General features: G+C 55.4%; 17 protein-coding genes. 15 read left to right on the top strand and 2 right to left on the bottom strand.

Annotated elements, in window-relative coordinates; genetic code table 11:
* Positions 1-71: 71 nt before the first annotated feature.
* Genes trbC through ACHAC9_RS13070 form a run of 6 tightly spaced genes read left to right on the top strand, consistent with a single transcriptional unit; the run spans position 72 to position 7,754 of the window.
* On the top strand, positions 72-818 hold the full coding sequence (trbC, locus tag ACHAC9_RS13095) for a type-F conjugative transfer system pilin assembly protein TrbC (protein WP_435760439.1): 747 nt from the start codon (positions 72-74) through the stop codon (positions 816-818).
* Positions 815-2,140: a conjugal transfer protein TraN gene (gene traN / locus ACHAC9_RS13090; protein ID WP_435760438.1), complete on the top strand. Its 1,326-nt coding sequence runs from the start codon at positions 815-817 to the stop codon at positions 2,138-2,140. The genes trbC and traN overlap by 4 nt, the downstream gene beginning before the upstream one ends.
* Positions 2,137-2,523 carry a hypothetical protein gene (locus ACHAC9_RS13085; RefSeq protein WP_435760437.1) on the top strand — a complete coding sequence of 129 codons (387 nt, stop codon included), beginning with the start codon at positions 2,137-2,139 and terminating at the stop codon, positions 2,521-2,523. The genes traN and ACHAC9_RS13085 overlap by 4 nt, the downstream gene beginning before the upstream one ends.
* 27 nt (positions 2,524-2,550) lie before the next feature.
* The gene (gene traF, locus ACHAC9_RS13080) at positions 2,551-3,447 is read left to right on the top strand and encodes a conjugal transfer protein TraF (protein ID WP_435760436.1); all 897 of its coding nucleotides are present in this window, start codon (positions 2,551-2,553) and stop codon (positions 3,445-3,447) included.
* Positions 3,448-3,457: 10 nt separating this feature from the next.
* Positions 3,458-4,909 (top strand): conjugal transfer protein TraH, encoded by a 1,452-nt coding sequence (locus ACHAC9_RS13075; RefSeq protein ID WP_435760435.1) that lies wholly within the window; start codon positions 3,458-3,460, stop codon positions 4,907-4,909.
* Between the two features lie 58 nt (positions 4,910-4,967).
* Positions 4,968-7,754 (top strand): conjugal transfer protein TraG N-terminal domain-containing protein, encoded by a 2,787-nt coding sequence (locus ACHAC9_RS13070; RefSeq protein ID WP_435760434.1) that lies wholly within the window; start codon positions 4,968-4,970, stop codon positions 7,752-7,754.
* A gap of 183 nt (positions 7,755-7,937) precedes the next feature.
* Here the strand turns inward: ACHAC9_RS13070 and ACHAC9_RS13065 are convergent, their stop codons facing one another.
* Both ACHAC9_RS13065 and ACHAC9_RS13060 read right to left on the bottom strand, forming a co-directional pair.
* Positions 7,938-8,678, bottom strand: coding sequence for a hypothetical protein (locus ACHAC9_RS13065; protein ID WP_435760433.1), 741 nt, complete (start codon positions 8,676-8,678; stop codon positions 7,938-7,940).
* 186 nt (positions 8,679-8,864) lie between these two features.
* On the bottom strand, positions 8,865-9,188 hold the full coding sequence (locus ACHAC9_RS13060; protein ID WP_435760432.1) for a hypothetical protein: 324 nt from the start codon (positions 9,186-9,188) through the stop codon (positions 8,865-8,867).
* Between the two features lie 398 nt (positions 9,189-9,586).
* On the opposite strand from ACHAC9_RS13060, the gene ACHAC9_RS13055 reads away from it, so the two are divergent.
* The 9 genes from ACHAC9_RS13055 to ACHAC9_RS13015 all read left to right on the top strand — a co-directional run bounded on the left by ACHAC9_RS13055 (position 9,587) and on the right by ACHAC9_RS13015 (position 18,129).
* A complete protein-coding gene (locus tag ACHAC9_RS13055; protein ID WP_435760431.1) occupies positions 9,587-10,525 on the top strand; it encodes a hypothetical protein in 939 nt (312 codons plus the stop codon).
* Entirely contained in the window at positions 10,512-11,633 is a 1,122-nt protein-coding gene (gene dbpB / locus ACHAC9_RS13050; RefSeq protein ID WP_435760430.1) for a DGQHR domain-containing protein DpdB, read from the top strand. Before ACHAC9_RS13055 ends, dbpB (ACHAC9_RS13050) begins: the two co-directional genes overlap by 14 nt.
* The gene (gene dpdA, locus ACHAC9_RS13045) at positions 11,630-12,919 is read left to right on the top strand and encodes a tRNA-guanine transglycosylase DpdA (RefSeq protein ID WP_435760429.1); all 1,290 of its coding nucleotides are present in this window, start codon (positions 11,630-11,632) and stop codon (positions 12,917-12,919) included. Before dbpB (ACHAC9_RS13050) ends, dpdA begins: the two co-directional genes overlap by 4 nt.
* On the top strand, positions 12,916-14,004 hold the full coding sequence (dbpB, locus tag ACHAC9_RS13040) for a DGQHR domain-containing protein DpdB (RefSeq protein ID WP_435760428.1): 1,089 nt from the start codon (positions 12,916-12,918) through the stop codon (positions 14,002-14,004). Before dpdA ends, dbpB (ACHAC9_RS13040) begins: the two co-directional genes overlap by 4 nt.
* A 12-nt stretch (positions 14,005-14,016) precedes the next feature.
* Positions 14,017-14,649, top strand: coding sequence for a 7-carboxy-7-deazaguanine synthase (queE, locus tag ACHAC9_RS13035; protein WP_435760427.1), 633 nt, complete (start codon positions 14,017-14,019; stop codon positions 14,647-14,649).
* A gap of 2 nt (positions 14,650-14,651) precedes the next feature.
* Positions 14,652-15,362: a 7-cyano-7-deazaguanine synthase QueC gene (gene queC, locus ACHAC9_RS13030; protein WP_435760426.1), complete on the top strand. Its 711-nt coding sequence runs from the start codon at positions 14,652-14,654 to the stop codon at positions 15,360-15,362.
* Between the two features lie 268 nt (positions 15,363-15,630).
* Positions 15,631-15,993, top strand: a complete 363-nt coding sequence (locus ACHAC9_RS13025; RefSeq protein WP_435760425.1) for a 6-carboxytetrahydropterin synthase — start codon at positions 15,631-15,633, stop codon at positions 15,991-15,993.
* The gene (locus tag ACHAC9_RS13020; RefSeq protein WP_435760424.1) at positions 15,972-16,802 is read left to right on the top strand and encodes an HNH endonuclease; all 831 of its coding nucleotides are present in this window, start codon (positions 15,972-15,974) and stop codon (positions 16,800-16,802) included. The genes ACHAC9_RS13025 and ACHAC9_RS13020 overlap by 22 nt, the downstream gene beginning before the upstream one ends.
* Before the next feature lie 4 nt (positions 16,803-16,806).
* Positions 16,807-18,129: a DGQHR domain-containing protein gene (locus ACHAC9_RS13015; protein ID WP_435760423.1), complete on the top strand. Its 1,323-nt coding sequence runs from the start codon at positions 16,807-16,809 to the stop codon at positions 18,127-18,129.
* Positions 18,130-18,158: the final 29 nt, after the last annotated feature.

The following is an 18,158-nucleotide window of genomic DNA, read 5'->3' as shown; positions in this document are numbered from 1 at the left end:
TATTCGCCTCCGAAGAGGCCATTGTCCGCGCCGATTGCCGGCACCATCGGCGCGGCCGGCGTGGACTTGCCATGCTCGCTACTCTTGCGTTGGCGGTGTCGCCGTTGACGCGATCGGTGTTCGCCCAGTCTCCGGCCACTGCGAACGTGACGGTGACGGAGGCCGACGTCGCGCGGGCACAGCGCTCCCAGCCCGTGATCACCGAGCAGGACATGGAACGCGCACGCAAGAAATACGCGATGCCGTCCGATGCGCAGCTGCGGCGCGTGCCCTTGCCCTCCACCCCGAACATCGGCGCGCTGCCGCAGCCGAAGACAACGGCGCCGCTCGACCTGGAAGCGATCGCCAAGGGCTTCGAGACCAACGTCGGCATTGAAGCCCAGGCCCAGGGCTTGGCGGCCGGTCCAAAATTGCTGGTGTTCGTCAGTTTCGCCATGCCGGAGCCGACGCTCAAGCGCCTGGCCGAGCAAGCTGGCCGCGCCAACGCCACGCTCGTCCTGCGCGGCTTCGTCAACGGCTCGTTGCGGGACACTGTAGCGCGGGTGCAAGGGCTCATCGGCGCGCGCCGTGTCCCCTTCCAGATCGACCCGCAGGGGTTCGACCGCTTCGCCATCGACAAGTCGCCGAGCTTCGTCCTGGTGCGTGACGGCGCATCGACAAGCTCATGCGCCAGTGGACAGTGCTTCGCCAATGACGCCTTTGTGAAAGTGGCCGGCGACGTCAGCCTGGACTATGCGCTGGAAAGCATGGAGCGTGCCGGCCCCCGGTTCGCGGGCAGCGCCGCACGCTATCTCGACAAGATCAGGAGCGCGCGATGAAAAAATTCATGACATGGCTCACGTTGCTTTCGTTCGTGTCGATGGTGACGTCCCAAAACGCCATCGCCCAATCGAACAATGAAGGCGCCGCCGCCGGCCTTGCGGCCAATGCCTTCGCCCGCGGCAACGTCAATGCGCCACAGGCCGCCGCGAACGTGCCGGGCTACACCAACGCACCGCCGGAATCCGCCTACTATGGGCTGGGCAACCTGAGCACCCAGGCCAACGCACGCGTGCTGTATTGCCAGACGTTGCCAAACGACCCCGTATGCCAGGCGCAGACCGGCGCGATCGCGTCGGCCGGCACGGTGCGCCCGCCCGTCACCGCCACCGATCCGGCCGTCGCCGGCGCGAGCGCGGTCTTTCAAAACCCCGCGTCCCAGCTCGGCGCCCTGTCAAGCTACTACGCGGGCTGCACCAACGCGCCGGGAAGCCCATGCCCGTCCAATGTGTTCTGCCTTGGCCCCAGTTGCTTCAACACCAGCTACACGTCCGACGCCGACTTTGCCCGCTCCATGTCCATGATGGAGGCCGCGCGCGAAGCCGGCGTCTATCTCGACAAAAACATGGAAGTGTTCGCGGGCGAGGCGAACAGGTGCCGCGACCGCTTGCTAAAGAATTGCTGTTATGCCGACGCGGCCGGCGCCGGCATGACAAACCAGAGTCTGTTCGGAGTTGGGTCGCGGCTCGTATACGACGTCCTGATGAATTCGGACAACCGGAATTTCGTCAGTCAAGGCATCACCGCGTTGCTGACCAGCGGCGGCTTTTCCGGCAGCTTCACCTCCTATGGCGTCACGCTTGCCGTGAACGGCACCGCCTTGCCTGCCGGCTCGGTCACCCTGGCGGCGACCGACAGTCTCGTCATCGCGTTCGATCCCTGGTCGCTGGCCATTGCCGTCATCATCTACATCATCATGTCGATGACGTCATGCAACGAAAACGAGGGCAAGCTGGCGATGCAGGAAGGAGCGAGCCTGTGCCACAGCATCGGCACCTACTGCTCGTCCTGCATTCGCATCCTGGGGCATTGCGTCTCGTGCATCGAACACACCACGGGCAAGTGCTGCTTCAACAGCCGCCTGTCACGCATTGTCAACGAACAGGGACGCGGCCAGGTCGGCAAAGGCTGGGGCAGTGCGGAATTCCCCGACTGCTCCGGCTTTTCCATCGCCGAACTCCAGGCGCTCGACTTTGCGGCGATGGACCTGACCGAATTTTATGCGTCGATCGTTCCTACCCTTCCCAATGTGAGCGCGATCCAGGCCATCAACGCCGGACGCATTTCGAACTGCTACTACGGACAAGGACGCTGCCAATGAACGCCATCCAATCGACCATTGCGCCCATTGCCATGCTTCTCGCCTGCGCCGGCGCAGCCAGCGCGCAAACGCCGGAACGCATGCCAGTAACCGATGTCCGCCCGCTGCTGGTCGCGGCGCTCGACGCGCCCGGTGGCGAGGCCCACGGGGTACTCGTTGGCAGCCTGGCCGACGCGATCACGCTTCGCTTCAAGGCCACGTCACCGATCTATATCGATGTGTCTACCAGGAAGCGCTATCGGCAGACCGGATGCAGCCGGTTCAAGGTCACATTCTGGCAGGAGGGGGTATCGCTTTCCTCCTCCGCAGCTCCCAGGAAACAGACCATCGAGTTGGGAATCAACTACTGCCGCGATGGCCTGCCGCCCCGTTCCTTGTCCTGACACCGCTACCCCACAGGAGAAAAGCGCATGAATCAGAACAAGCGGTACTTCTTGCCAGCGATGGCGGCTCTTGCACTCACGCTTGCGCTAGCGCCGATCGTGTCGTCTGCCCAGGATCCTGACACCAGGACCACCGCTGTACGATCCGCCCCCGGCCCCGGCCCCAGGTATTGGTCCGATAACTGGCGCGGCTGGCACTTCTACGAGGAACCCGAGCCGAGCGACGAAACGGACCCGCCCCGCAAAAGGCAGCCATCGTCCGTACCGGCAGCGCCCGCGCAACGGCGCGCCCCCGAACTCGTCCAGTTCGAGGCCCTGCAGAAGACGCTGGAGCAGTACCGCAACATTGCCATCATCAAGCCGACCGAGGCCAATGTGCGCCGCTACATGGAGCTCGAATCGAAGATCGTCGCGCAGGCGTCGCATTTTGCCGATGTCGCGCAGCGCGTCGCCTGGGCCACGCCGGAACTCGATCCCACGCTGCAGGGCCGCCCGGTCAATGCGAAGGCGATCGAGGTATTCGAGCAGGATCAGCTGACAACGCGCTCGGCCGCGATGGCCGCCCTCGGCAAGGATCATGTGCTGTTCTTTTTCTTTCGCGGCGACTGCCCGTTCTGTCACGCTTTCGCCCCGACGCTGGAGGCGTTCCAAGCGCGCTATGGGATCAACGTCGTGGCGATCAGCGTCGACGGCGGCCCGATGCCGGGCTTTCCGAACGCCCGGGCCGACAACGGGATCGCGCGCACGCTCAAAGTGACGCAAGTGCCGGCCGTCTTCCTGGCACAACCTTATTCGGGAAAGATTTCGCCGATTGGCTTCGGGGTCCTTTCCGAGTCTCAATTACTCGAACGCATTTCCACCGTGGCCGCTCCGGCCACGCAGGAAATGGCGCCGGGCACGAACAAGCACATCGTTCTTCGTTAGGAGAGTCACCATGGCAAACAAATCGATCAAACGCCGTTCCTGCGCCATATTGGCCGTGGCGCTGTCGCTCGGACCTGTCGTCTGCACCCAGACGGCAAGCGCTGGTGACCTGAACAGCGAGGTGAACACGATGTTCAACAACCTCGGCACGATAGGCAACTACACGGCGCCCGGCGCCTTCCGCGGCCAGACGTTCAACACCTACACCGGCGGCAGTCTGTTCATGCGCGCGCCAAACAAGGTCTACCAGCTCACCGCCATCCAGTTCCCCAGCGCGAAGGCCGGATGCGGGGGTATAGACGTCTTCGGCGGTTCGTTTTCGCATATCTCGGCAACCGAATTCAAGAACATGCTGAGAAACATCACGGCCGCCCTGCCCGGCATCGCGTTCCAGCTTGCGCTGGAAGCCGTGTCGCCTCTGCTGGGCGGCTTGACGAAATGGGCAAAGGGACTGGAAACGTGGATCAACAACGCCCGCATCAATTCCTGCGAGACGGCCAAGGCCATCGTCAGCACGGCCGCGGAATCGGTCGGCTACAGTTCGCAGGAAACCTGCGCCGACCTGGCCATCGACATGGGTCTGGAGACCGACCGCGACGCGGCTCGGCGGCGCTGCGCCACCGACCGCCCAAGCGTCCTGGCTTCCGCCCGCGCCTCCAGCGATCCCAATGTGCGCAACAAGGCGCCGTTCGTCGGCAACCTGACCTGGAAGGCGCTGCAATACACCGGCTCCTATCTCGACGACCAGGAACGTGAGCTCATCATGAGCATGGTCGGCACGATTATCTACTACCCGGACGAAGCGAACCGCGATCCCGAACCGATTGCCCCCACGATCACTTCGATCAGCCAGTTGCTGTATGGCCAGGCTGCGGGGGCAGGCACCGACGTCGTGCAGCATGTCCTTCAATGCAACAACTACACGAACTGTGACACGGTCACGCTCAACACGGGATACACCCACACGCCGTTCACCGCCAAGGTCGAGAACATGATGCGCTCGATCGCCTCGAAGATCGCGACCCGCACCGCGATCCCGAACAACTCGGCGGAGGTGGGCTTCGTCAACCAGACCACCGAGCCGGTCTACAAGATGCTGTCGATCGGCTCGACGATTCCGGGCTCCGGACTGGCCGACAGCCTCATCGCTCAATACCGTGACGTGATCGCGGCCGACTACGCCTATGTCTTCCTCGATACCAATCTGCGCACGGGAATGGGCGCGCTCGACAAGGATTACAACCTTCAGCAGACACAGCGCGATCGGGCAAACGAAATACGCAGGCGCGCGCAAGCCATCCTGCTGCAACTGGCGCAGGAGAAGAACCTGCTCTACCAAAAGGTCGGATCGTTCAAGGCGGTCGCCAGCCATCTCGAGCAACTCGAACGGCAACTGCGTTCCTCCATGCCGCAGCACGTGATGGATTTGTTGGGGCAGCAGGCAGCGGGGTTGGCGAACTAGCGAACTGGCGGACTTAGCGGACCAGACTTCGAACTGAACGAAACACAGAGGGGCGACCATGTGGGAGATCTACGCATACCAGAACTCGGACAGCCTTTTCGGCATTTTCAATGCCATCGCGGCCATCCTCGGTTCCGGCGATTACATGAGTACCGTGGCGGCGGTCGCTTTCTGCGGCTTTGCCGCCGCCTTGATCGCCTACGCTTTCGCCCCCGAAAAGCTGCAAGGGTGGAAATGGCTGGGTTCGGTCGTCCTGGTATTCACCATCCTGATCGTCCCGAAGGTCACCGTCGGCATAGTTGACCGGACTGGCGGCGCCCCGGTCAGGGTGGTCGCGAATGTACCCTTTGGTCTTGCCCTCTTCGGTGGCCTGACGAGTACCATTGGCCATACCTTGACCACGCTGTTCGAGACTGCCTTCCAGGTGATTCCCGGTAGCGGCGCTCTGCCCAGTGAATTGACCTATCAGAAGAGCGGCCTGATGTTCGGCAATCGGCTGATCCGCGAAACGCGCAATGTCGTTTTCCAGGACCCGAATTTCCGAACCGATCTGGTCAATTTCATTCACAATTGCACCATGTACGATCTGATCGACGGCACGATCGATCCAGGCACGTTCTCGCGCTCGGATGACGTTTGGACCTTGATGGCCTCGCCAAATCCGGCCCGCTTCAGCACCCTCACAGTGATCGGAGGATCGGTCACGATCGATACCTGCCCAAACGTCTACAACAGCCTGAATACCCGCATTCCCGCCCAGATCACCCAGATCCAGGACCGATTGGCCTTCCAGCTCAATCCGACGCTGCCAGGCTCCGCTGCCTCGGCCGTCATCGCCAGCCAGATTCAGCAAGCCTATCTCAAGGACAATATCGCGAACGCCGCCGCCACGGCGGCCGACCTGATCCGTCAGAACGCGGTGATCAACGCCATCAACGACACCAGCAAGATCATCGGCCAGAAGATCAATGATCCGGCATCCATGATTCTAGCTGTCGGGCGGGCGCAGGCTGTGGCGCAAACCAACGCGTCGTGGCTGAACTACGGCAAGGTCGCCGAGCAGGCGCTGCCTGTATTCAGGAATGTTGTGGAGGCGCTCACATACGCCCTGTTCGCATTGTTCGTCTTGCTCCTGTTGCTTACCAGCGGGCGCGACACCATGCTCGCTCTTAAGTCGTATATCGCGATTCTGATCTGGATTCAGCTTTGGCCCCCGCTGTACGCGGTTCTCAACTACATGGCCTCGATCTATGCATCCTACGACCTGGCCGCCGCAGCCGACCTTGGTGGGGGGCTCAAGGCGCTGTCATTGCAGACGGCGTCAACAATCTATTCCACTGCGATCTCCGGGGAAGCGGTGGTCGGCTACCTGGTGATCAGCGTCCCGCTCATCGCCTGGGCCGCCGTCAAACGCATGGAAAATTTTGGCGCAGCGCTGGTCGGCGGGCTGTCGGGTCTGCAGGCCAGTCTGAGCAATGCAACTGGCGGCGCTGCTGCCGGCAACGTCAGCATGGGAAACGTGTCGATGGACCAGATGCAACTGGCGCCAAACCGCACGTCGGCATTCATGAAGTCAATGCAGGACAATGTGACAGGCAATACCATGACTTCGAACGTGTTGAATGGCCGCTCGGCCGTCAACCTGCTGCGCAACCAGGGCTTCGCGTCCCATGTGGCCTCCATGCGCGTGTCCGAAAACGATGTGACCGAAGCCAACAAGATGGCCGATGTGGCCCGCAGCGAGGCGGTTTCCGCAAATACGGAACGTTCGGCCGCCCTGGTCAATACCTTTACCAAGGGTCTTGCCAAGTACCGGTCGTCGCGTAGCAGCGGCGGCACGACATCCAGCAGTTTCGAGCAAATGGGAGAAACCCTGAATCGTCTGGACCAGATCAGCAAGGGCGTATCCGACAAGACCGGGCTGTCTCAGTCGCAAGTGGCGCAGATCGCCTTCGGCGCATCCGGTTATCTTGGCGTCTCCACGCCTGTCGCCGGAGCAAAAGCGGAAGCGCGCGCTGGCAAGGCATATCAGTCCGGTCTATCTGCGGAAGAACAGAAGGTGCTCGGAGCAATGACCAATGAGCAAATCGCCGAATTCAAGCAATTCGGCGATCGGGTTTCGCGGGACACGAGCATCACGAGCGCGATCGCTACCGACTCAAAAGAGGCAGGTGATATGTCTTCCCGCCTTGCAACCACCACATCAAGGGCATCGCGGGCCAGTGCCGCGCTCACCGAACGCATCGCCTTTGCTGAACGTGTCTCCGCAGCCCGTGAGCACGGCGAATCGATATCCGTCGATATGGCACAGGATCCGCATAATCTTGCGATGTTCCTGCGCTATGCGGAGCAATATGGCGGTGACAGTGCAGCTGCTTTCGCTATGTTCGACGCTGAACTGGCGCGCCAGGGCTTGCGCCCGAACCGCGTGTTCTCCGATGGCACGGCGCTGCCTGTGTCGTTCAACGATGTCCACGACAGGTTCGATCGAGAATCGAACGACTCGCGCTTGAATCCGGATATCGATGCAATCAATCGACAGCATCACGCCAAAGCCTCCCGCGTCAGTGCGCCGGCACCGGCGTCGGATGCTCCGACGTTTCCTTCGACCATTCGCAGTGACGTCCAGGCACAAGGCGAGAAAATACGCAGCCGTACAGGCTCCGCCGACTCAACCTTCGAGGCGAAAGCGCAGATCGTGAAGACACCAGACGGAACTCTTACGTCCAAGAAGTCGTTGTTGGCAGGGACCATAAGACAGACAGCAGACGATGCCGGCGCTACCATCGACAACGCGAAGGATATTGCGAAGGATCTACTGGAGAAAGGGCCAGCGAAGAAATAACCTGTCGTAATTTAGACTTGACCTGGCAAAAGCTGCCCGGCGTCTGTCGACTTCCTCCCCAGACGCAGACAATACGTATTCCTTGAATTGTCCAGTCAAGGTTTGAAGTAAGTGGGGGCTTGTGGAACGCCCCTTTACAAGGAGCTAGGCATCAGGCTGAGGAACCCCAAAGCATTGTTTCAACTACTTGCTGGTCGTGAAAAACGGAAGGCTTAGTTCTTGGAGGGAGCCGCATGCCTCAATCTCGACAGTCTTGGTCATCCTGCTCAGCATGGGAACTTCGATGTACTCCTCAAGAATCAAGGCCATGACGCCTTGGGCGAACAAATGTAGAGGCTTATCGATTGCGTTAATCTCGCCGACTAGTTTGGCAAATGCATCGGCCATGGTGGCACATTTCGTTAGCCTCATCAGTTCGGTGTTAAAGACGGTCTCGCTAAACGGATATATGCAATTGCCCCGCGATTCGCCTAGATAAAGGGAGAGATCGTGTTTGTTGAGCTCGCCCTGCGGTGTCGTGGCCGCAGTTTCTATAGAAAAATGGAATGCGAGGCCATTGCGAACGTCCGCGATTATGTTCCTCTTTGAGAAGTATCTCTTAAGATTGTCGAGTGCCTGGCCTTGGTCAGCGCTCAATTTTGCAGCGTACTTCTTCGAGAGTTTTGATCTGAAGTAGCCAGCATCAATGGCATTCCATGCCTCTAGGATCTTACCAACAAGAACTCGGGTGAGCGAATACATTTGAATAGACTGGGCGTACACCACCTGGGATGGTTCGTCGTCGAAGTTCGCAGCGGCGATTAATAGTTTATTGAAAATGTTGAACTCGTTGAGCGAATGACCCATTGCGACTAGGAACGCTCTCTCATCCTTCGGGATTCTTAGAAAGTCTTCTACTGGCAATGAAACTTGGCGGATCTTCATAAGATGTCTAACGAATAGATTTATCGAGACTTGAGTTTCTAAACATTAAAGGTGGCTCTGGATCTCTCGGACAGTCAGGCCGCGCGCGTAGAGAGAGTTGATCCTGTCTATCTCATCTGACACAAGTTGTCAGGCTAAAACAGAGCTCCACAAATAATCTTTATGAACAACTCCTCCATCATGCAGTCAGTGATCCGGATCGAACATTTGGCTGCCCCGTTCTGGTTCCAAACGCTCAGCCAGCGGAAGCCCGCCTTTGTCCCGCCAGTAATTGTGCATCAGGTCAGCCGGGGTTACCCCAAGTCCCACGAAGGCGTCATCGTCGTCATCAATCCGGGTTGTGTGCCGCCGTCTGTCTCCCATGCGCGCGATCGCACCTCCGACTGCGGTTCCAGCGAGCGCGCCGATCAACATCATCCCAATCTTTACCCCAATTTCGTCAGGGATAGTCGCAAACAATCCAACGCCAGCACCAAAAGCAATGCCAACAATGATGGGTGTGGTCTTCACGTCGCCTCCGGAACATACACGTCTGTTCTTCAATACTGTAGTGTATTCCACAGGCTGCTGCGCACAAGTGGCACCTGCAGGTCGATGCCGAGAGCGTCAAAACGAGTTGGTTGTTCGATTTCCACTTCTCATGATTGCCACGCAGATGGTTTCGCCACGTTTCGCCTTCGCCTATGAGGGTGGTCTTGTCTGCATGAACCTGAAGTCCATGCGAGAACCAGGCAGTTGTGCGGTTACCAGCAGCCGACAGCGAAGGAATTCTTCATTTTTTCGACAGTTATTTGTCACTTTTCGTTCGAAAACACACGCAATTATAGTAGAATATCGCCCGCACTAATGTAGAATAACTGTTGATCCCACGCGCAGCTAGACGCGCTTCCTTTAGGTAACTCTTGTCGATGCGCACTCTCATCATTACAAACTGCACAAATCGCAAACGCGTGGCAGATGTAACCACAGTGTGCGCGCGCGAGCTTTCCACCGGCAGTGTGAAGCAAGTCACTCATCGCTGGACACGAAAACTGCACGGGCAACTGACACCAAACAGGGCGAAAGACACTTACTGCGGTCGCGGATTTGGTGAGGCACTGCGAGCTGCGGAAATTCTCAGCGCAAAGTTCTTGGTCGTTTCGGCTGGCTTAGGCCTTGTTGACGCGGAAACGTTCATCCCAAGATATAGTGCCACAATCTCGCCTGGCAATGAGGATTCAGTATTGCAGAAACTGAACAATGGAACAGCCCACTCATGGTGGGTCGCCTTGAACGAGGCCAGCCCATTTTCAACACCACTGAGCACAGCCAAGTTCGACATTGTTCTCGTTGGGCTACCTCAACCATATTTCGCACTAATACAGTCTGAACTTGAAGCCTTGCCATCTGGCGAGAAAAAGAAGCTTCGCCTGTTCTTGCGTACGCCAGCATCGACCTTTCCTTCATCGTTGCGCCCGGCACTAATGCCATACGATGGCCGCCTAGATAGTCCGCTCGGTCCATTGCCAGGAACTCTGGGGGATTTTGCGCAGCGGGCGTTGCGTCACTTCGCCGAGTTTGTCCTTGTCGGCAACGAGGACATGGACTCAGCATCGCACGCAAGCGTCGTTGAAACGAATCTGCGTCCTCTCGGGGCTCCGAATAGGCAAGCCGGACAAAAAGCCTCAGATGAATACATAAGCGAACTGATTGTGGCCAACTGGGAGCAAGCTGGAGGGCGCTCAACATTGATGCTGCGGTTACTGCGCGACACCTTGCATGTGGCCTGCGAGCAGAAACGATTTCAAACACTTTTTTACGGCGTGAAAGCGAAACGACTCGCTGCGGCATCAGATGATAAACACTAACAGCATCATTACCAGGGCGCTTCGGACACAACAAGGTACGAATGTCGACGTCTTCGCATTTTTCCTGTTTGGCTCCGACATTACTCGCGTCGCGGACATCTCGAGAATTTCGCGCGATGAAGGCGACCATTTGCGAGGGTTTCAGCGCAAGGAAATCCGCAATCACGTAAATGCAATTGTTGAGTTCCTTGACAGCGGATCAATCCTCTTTCCGAATGCAATTATTCTTGCAATGTCGCCAGAGGTGGAGTTCAAGCAATCCAGAGGACCGACTCCTGCTGGCATGATAGAACTAGCCCAAAGCGGCACGTTAACCATTCCGCTCCGATCAGAAGGCAATAGAATTGCCTGGATTGTGGACGGCCAGCAGCGCTCGCTCGCGTTGGCAAAGGCAAAAAACAGTAGCATTCCGGTCCCAGTAATTGGTTTTGTCTCATCCGACCTTGAAATGCAGCGAGAACAATTTATTCTCGTAAACAAGTCAAAACCACTTCCTACGCGCCTGATCAATGAGTTGCTACCCGAGGTCAACGCAATGCTGCCGCGCGACCTCGCGATACGAAAATTGCCTAGCGAATTGTGCCATCTACTGAACAAGGATCCAAAGTCCCCCTTCTATCACATAATTCGCCGCGAATCCGACGAGAACATGCCTGCGGCCGTACTAATCGATTCGGCATTGGTTGAGGCAATCAAGCGCAACCTCAAGCCACCGATGGGCGCACTCAGCCAGTACAAGGGTACTCACGATTCTGATACGGACGCGATGTACCGCACCCTCGTGCTCTATTGGTCAGCCGTGCGGAACACCTTTCCAGAGGCATGGGGCAAACCACCAACCGAGAGCCGCCTCATGCACTCCGCAGGCATCCTAGCAATGGGGGGCCTAATGGATCAAATCATGATGCGGGCTGATAGTTCACCGTCGCCCGTAACAGAGATTCAAGAATCGCTCACCAGACTTGCGTCACATTGCTGCTGGATCGACGGCACGTGGGAGCAACTGGGCTGGCGCTGGAACGAAGTTCAGAATACCGGTGTGCATATTTCGAAACTGACGGAGCATTTAATACGTCTCGACCGTGACTTATCGAGGCCACAACGATGAAATTTATTTTTGCTGATAGCCTGGACATGGTCGATCCAGTGTATGACTTCATCGAGGATCGTAGCGCTCCCGAACGTAAGGCGTACTGGGACGATGTCTACCCACACGAAATTCTGGGCTACGCACCATATGATGGCATGCTTGTTTCAAGGGCCATCGTTGGCGACCATCGCATCACTGGAAAGTACACCAGTGCACAGGCTATGCGCTTCCGTCGAGTTGGCGCTAGGGCTTTCCTGCGTCTCGATACTCCGCAGTTTTCTAAGCTCGACGTCTTCGGGGATTGTGGCGCCTTCAGCTACGTCAACGAGTCTGTACCACCATATACACCTGAAGACATGGTTGAGTTCTATGACCATGGCGGCTTCACCCACGGTTGCTCAGTCGACCATATTATCTTCGACTATGACCCAACCTTAACCGGCATGAAGGGTGGATCCGAAGATGCACGCCGCCGTTTCGACATCACGCTCGAAAATGCCGACGCGTTCTTGAAAGCTAGTCAATACCTTTCAGGTCGATTCATTCCGATGGGCGTGGTTCAGGCCTGGTCCCCCGACAGCATGGCGGAGGCGTCACGCCGACTCGTAAAGATGGGCTACAAGTACTTGGCAATTGGAGGCATGGTACCTTTGCCCGCCGAGCAGATTCGCGCATGTCTCGCCGCCATTCGTGATGCTATCCCAGCAGACGTTCGAATTCATGTCTTAGGATTTGCTAAGGCCGACGAAATTGAGTCATTCTTACCGTTTAAGATTACTAGTTTTGACTCGACTTCACCGCTGATACGCGCGTTCAAGGACAACAAGAACAATTACTACATGCCAGCGCCGGGAAAAAAGCTGCAGTACTACACAGCTGTTCGGGTTCCTCAGTCCCTTGAAAATCTGAAGCTTCAACGCTTGGTCAAAATGGGCGTTTTCCAGGCAGAGGAACTTGTGGCGCTCGAACGCACAGCATTACAGCACCTGCGCGCGTACGACGCCAACGATGCTGATCTGGAGCAGACACTTGAGGCCGTATTGACATATAACGCTCCCCTTGCCACCGAACGTCCATATGCTGATGTTAGATCTTCGTTAAAAATGAAGACACTGGAAGCACAATATCGGCGAACGCTCGCGGATAGGCCGTGGAAAAAATGTCCATGCCCAATCTGCAAAGACGTCTCAATTGAGGTCATCATCTTCCGAGCAAACAATCGTAATAGACGCCGTGGCATTCACAATCTCGCCACATATAAGGCACTGGTAGATCAGTTAGATTTTACAAAGGAATTCTCATGAAACAAGAGCTAACATTCTTCGCCATTCGCGCGCAACAGAGTGCAGAGCACGAGGTTTTCTCGTTTGCCGCGGATGCCCGCGATATCTTAAAATTTTCCACGATCGATCGTATTGCTCGAAACGAGGAAGGACAACTGAGCGGATTTCAACGCCCGCAAATCGCGGCGCACATCCAGGAGATTAAGGACTACCTAGTTAAACCAGATGCGATCCTGCCAAATCCAATTGTGATCGCATTCACGGATGGCGTGACAGTGACTCCCTTCGACGGCAACAATGTATGTCGCGTGTCTATTGATATCACTAACGGTCCACCTGGACTAGTCGTCGACGGACAGCAGCGATTGACAGCCTTGAGTCGGGTCGATGAAAAGAGCTTTCAGGTATTTGTCTCTGCAATGGTATGCAAAGACGAAATGGAATTGCGCAAGCAATTTGTACTCATCAATAATACCCGACCGTTGCCGAAGTCTTTGATCTATGAATTATTGCCTACTGTCGATGGATTGCCGCACCGCTACCAGAGCCGCAAACTCGCGGCCCATCTAACCGCGCGCCTGAACTTTGAGAAGAAGTCTTCCTTGTGCGGACAGATCAATCACCATACGAATCCATTCGGCATCATCAGCGACACGTCGATTCAGCGCGTCATCATGAACTCATTGAGCGACGGCATGATGCGTGAATTCATGCAAGGCCCTGATGGCGAGGCGCGGTGTTTCGATCTGATCAGTGAATACTATAAGGCCGTTCAAAAAGTATTCGCAAATGAATGGCGCGATCATACGCCCAAAACTTCCCGCCTTATTCATGGTGCCGGCATGGTAGCAATTGGCTATCAGATGGAAGTTCTTGCCCTGCTTGATGGAGCAAGGACTTGGGAGCAGTTCGCTCTTGGTTTAGGCTGCCTTAGTGGACGCACCTCCTGGACCTCTGGAGAGTGGAAGTTTGCTGATGAAGTTCGCACTTGGCGTTCTCTTCAAAACATTGGACGTGACATTACTTTACTGCATAACCATCTCGACTCGATCCTCCGACATGACATTCGTACACGGCGCTCAGTACTCAGCGTCGTAGCGGCTTAGCAGGCAACCTAAATGACATACGCCGTAAAAGAGATCTTCAAGACGCTTCAAGGCGAAGGTGCGCACGCCGGCCGCGCTGCGGTATTTTGTCGTTTTAGCGGATGCAATCTATGGTCCGGCCGTGAGGAGGATCGAGAGAAGGCGCAATGCAAATTCTGTGATACCGACTTTGTTGGAACCGACGGGACACTTGGCGGGAAATACGCGACCCCGAGCGCGCTTGCGGATCGGATCGGGACTACTTGGGGGCCTGAGTCGATCGGCAGGTTTGTGGTGTTCACGGGCGGTGAACCACTACTACAGCTTGACTCTGCCCTCATCGACGCAATTCATGCACTCGGGTTTAGCATCGCCGTCGAAACAAACGGTACAATCGAACCGCCTCCAGGGGTCGATTGGTTGTGCGTCAGTCCAAAGGCTGGAACAGACTGGGTAGTGCGTCGAGGAAATGAACTCAAGCTCGTTTTCCCCCAAGCCACGATGGAACCGGAGGAAATGGCGAACCTCGAATTTGATCATTTTTGGCTGCAACCGATGGACGGTCTAAACCAAAAAGCCAATACCAAGGCAGCAATCGAGTATTGCATAAACCATGCGCATTGGCGCCTTAGCGTTCAAAGCCACAAACTCATTGGGATTCGTTAAATATGAAACGCGCACTTGTATTGTTTTCAGGCGGCCAAGACTCCACAACCTGTCTTGCATGGGCGCTCACCCATTTTGACGAGGTCGAGACAATCGGCTTCAACTACGGGCAACGCCATCATATTGAAATGCAGTGCAGGCTAGATGTCCTGCGGATGTTTCGCGACCGCTTTCCTGAGTGGGCGCCGCGCATCAAGGACGATCACGTCCTTGACCTTGGACTACTCGGACAAATCTCTGACTGCGCGATGACCGAAGAGCGCGAGATCGCCTTCTCGGAAAATGGGTTGCCCAACACCTTTGTACCCGGCAGAAATCTCATTTTTTTGACATTCGCAGCGGCAATCGGTTACCGCCGCGGGATCGAAACACTCGTTGGAGGTATGTGTGAAACTGACTACTCAGGCTATCCCGATTGCCGTGACACAACGATGCAAGCCCTTAGGCTCGCATTGAGTCTGGGGATGGATCAAAGGGTCAAAATTGAAACGCCACTGATGTGGCTGGACAAATCCATGACTTGGTCGCTTGCAGCAGAACTCGGCGGCACGCCACTGACGGAAATTATCAAAGAAAACACCCACACCTGCTATCTAGGTGATCGCTCGAAGCGACATGACTGGGGCTATGGCTGCGGCACGTGCCCCGCATGCGAACTTCGAGCGAACGGTTTTCAGAAATTTTCTCACCAAACCGCGTCCGCGTCGGATTGAAAATTTATGCTACAACTGGAACTCATGATTGCTGTAACCAGAAAACTTGAATCCGATGCTGTCCATAGAATTTTGAATCATCGCACGCCATGCCTAACACCGCATTGTTATCGAGAAGCGACGTGATCGACTCTCTGCGATAGTGGATCATTGGTACGGCCATAGAGGATATTTGGTATCTCTCTGGATCTGAAATAATTGCGTGGACTTGGAATGATTTGGCATTCACACCACGGCAGTATCAACAGTTAACTTTCTGAAGAATACTATGTTTGAACTCAGCCAAAATTTTTACTTCGACGCAGCACACACGTTGGATAGAGCGATCGAGACCGAAAGCAGCAAGAGAATACACGGTCACACTTACAATGCAGAAGTATCAGTCCGCGGCGAACGGGACCCTGAAACTGGAATGGTGCTCGATCTGGGGGAACTACGAAAAGCGGTGGAGGTGGTTCGATTAGAACTTGACCATCGGTTTCTCGACGATGTGCCAGATCTAGGTGCCCCGACGTTAGAGAACCTCTGCAAATTTATTCAAAATTCTGTTCGTCGCCAGGGCATCGAGTTATATCGCGTTGCAGTATGGAGGGAGCGTTCCGGTGATCGATGCACTCTACTCCCTTCATGACAGCACTCCATTCGGCACCTGGTTGGATTCCAGAAACTAGTGGTGAGAAACTATTCCTTTACCTGTATGGTGTCGTGGCACCTCACGTTCCAGAACTTTTTACAGATCAAAGTTGGGTCGTTTCGTCGCGAGGAATGAGTGATTTTTTTCGACTTACGGCGACAATGGAACTGACCCACCGGTGCCTTAACGAAGGTGTGGACCTCGTGTCAACCAACGAGAATGCATCGAGTCGGGCATTGGTGTATAGATTGCAGTCACGTGTGGGACTGACTGATAGCCGCTTGGAAATCTTTCGAATTGCGGAGATGACCAGAATAGCAGCACTTTCATATGTAACTCGGAAGCTTACAACGACACGAGCGGACGAAATACATAGACAGGCTAATAAACGATGTTGCTGGTGCGGGGCGCTTACCTCGCGCGCGAAAGCGACTCCAAAGCACGAACAGGCTACCGTCGAGCATTTGTGGCCCGAATTCTTAGGCGGCACTTCCTCTCCAGAAAACCTGACTATTGCATGTAAGGACTGCAATGAACGGCGCCAGCACGCGTTTACTTGGGCTTGGTTCAGGACCCAGTCTTTTACTGGTCTACATAGCGCAACAAATTTTTTACCGAAAGAAATGAAACTAGCTGCTGCCCTCCATAGGTTGGTACGAATCGCTAGCGGCCAAACGCATCACTCAACGAAGCGCACTACTTTGAAAGAAGCAGTTGGACTAATTCCTCAGGCGATCCCAACATTTGCATGCGAGCTCGATACTCGCTACACATTCTTCGAAATACTAAACCTAGCGACGGAATAAAATCATGGTAAAAAAAGTCGAAAAAGCCAGTACTGCGCCAAAAAAAACCACCTCTGCTAAGGCGAACACGAAGCCCACACCCGCAAAGGCAAAATCATCGCCAGTCGCTCCAACTAAGTCCGCAGCGAGCGCAGGCGTTTCAAAAACGCGAAATACCAAAGGATACGCCGCACTGGAAAATATCCAGCGGAAGGATTCGACGGATCTCAAATTTTACCTATTTCACGCGCCTGCGTCTGAGCTCTATCAATGGGGACTTATCGATCGCACGTCCCCTGACAATCCCAAGGCCATTCAACGCCGACTAAACAAAACCAAGGTTTTGCGAATAAAAGAATTCTTGTCCTACGAAAAGCATACCAACACAATCGCGACCTCGGTCGTAATCGTCTTCAATAAAGGCAGTGTCAAGTTTGTACCCGCCAAGAAGACAACTGCTAACGATGGTGGTCAAGGTACGCTTGAAGTATCGTGGACCACCAAAGGTCCAGCCGGTGTGATCGTGGATGGGCAACATCGGGTGATTGGCGCGCACGAATATACTGACGAAGACATTCATTTAAACGTTGTCGGAATAACGGGGGCCGACGACACCGAAGGGGCATTTCAATTCCTAGTAATCAACAATAACAGCTCCAAAGTCAGCTCCAATCAAGTGAAGGCACTATTTACATCCTATAAGGAGGAAGAACTTCTACGTCGGATGCTCGATAGTGGGAGCACAAACGTTGACGAGGGGAAGATTACAGCCCTAGATTACTTCGACGGCGGCATAGACAGCCCATTCAAAAAACAGTTGAAATGGGTGAAGAATTCAGATGGATTCGTCGTACCAAATGCCCTTGAAGCTGGACTAAACGAGGTTCAAAATAGAAGTAACCTTTTGTCCGTCGTCGACTTAGAGCTTGACACCTTCGTGGGTATTTGGGCCGCGATCAAGGAGGTGTGGGCCAGTTTATGGAACGGTGAGACGCACCTGCTTGAAAAAGCAAGTGTCCAAGCTCTCACTGCTTTTATCTGCGAGAACCTAGAGAATCAGTTGAACTTTGGAGACGTGGACGTCGACTATACCGACCCCTCCGCACTGCGGACATCTGCCCTGCGTATTCTAAAGAATCTCGACCCGAATTTCTTTGAAGTTGAGTGGGCCAAGACCGGCTTGGATACCAGGGCAGGACATGAGCTACTGGTCGGCGATCTAAAACAAATGGCCAGTAACGTCAGGAAGAAGGCACCTTGGTATAGTGCGTTGGAAACGGTCAACATCGGCGCCGTATCTGGAGATCAGACTAAGAAAGGTGCCCGCCCTAAAAAGGCAAAACCTTGACTCACCGCGATTGGAGGTCTTGTCGGAAC

The sequence above is a fragment of the Massilia sp. CMS3.1 genome, from assembly GCF_051262535.1.
GTDB lineage: Bacteria > Pseudomonadota > Gammaproteobacteria > Burkholderiales > Burkholderiaceae_D > Telluria.
This window is presented reverse-complemented; position numbering and strand designations above follow the sequence as displayed.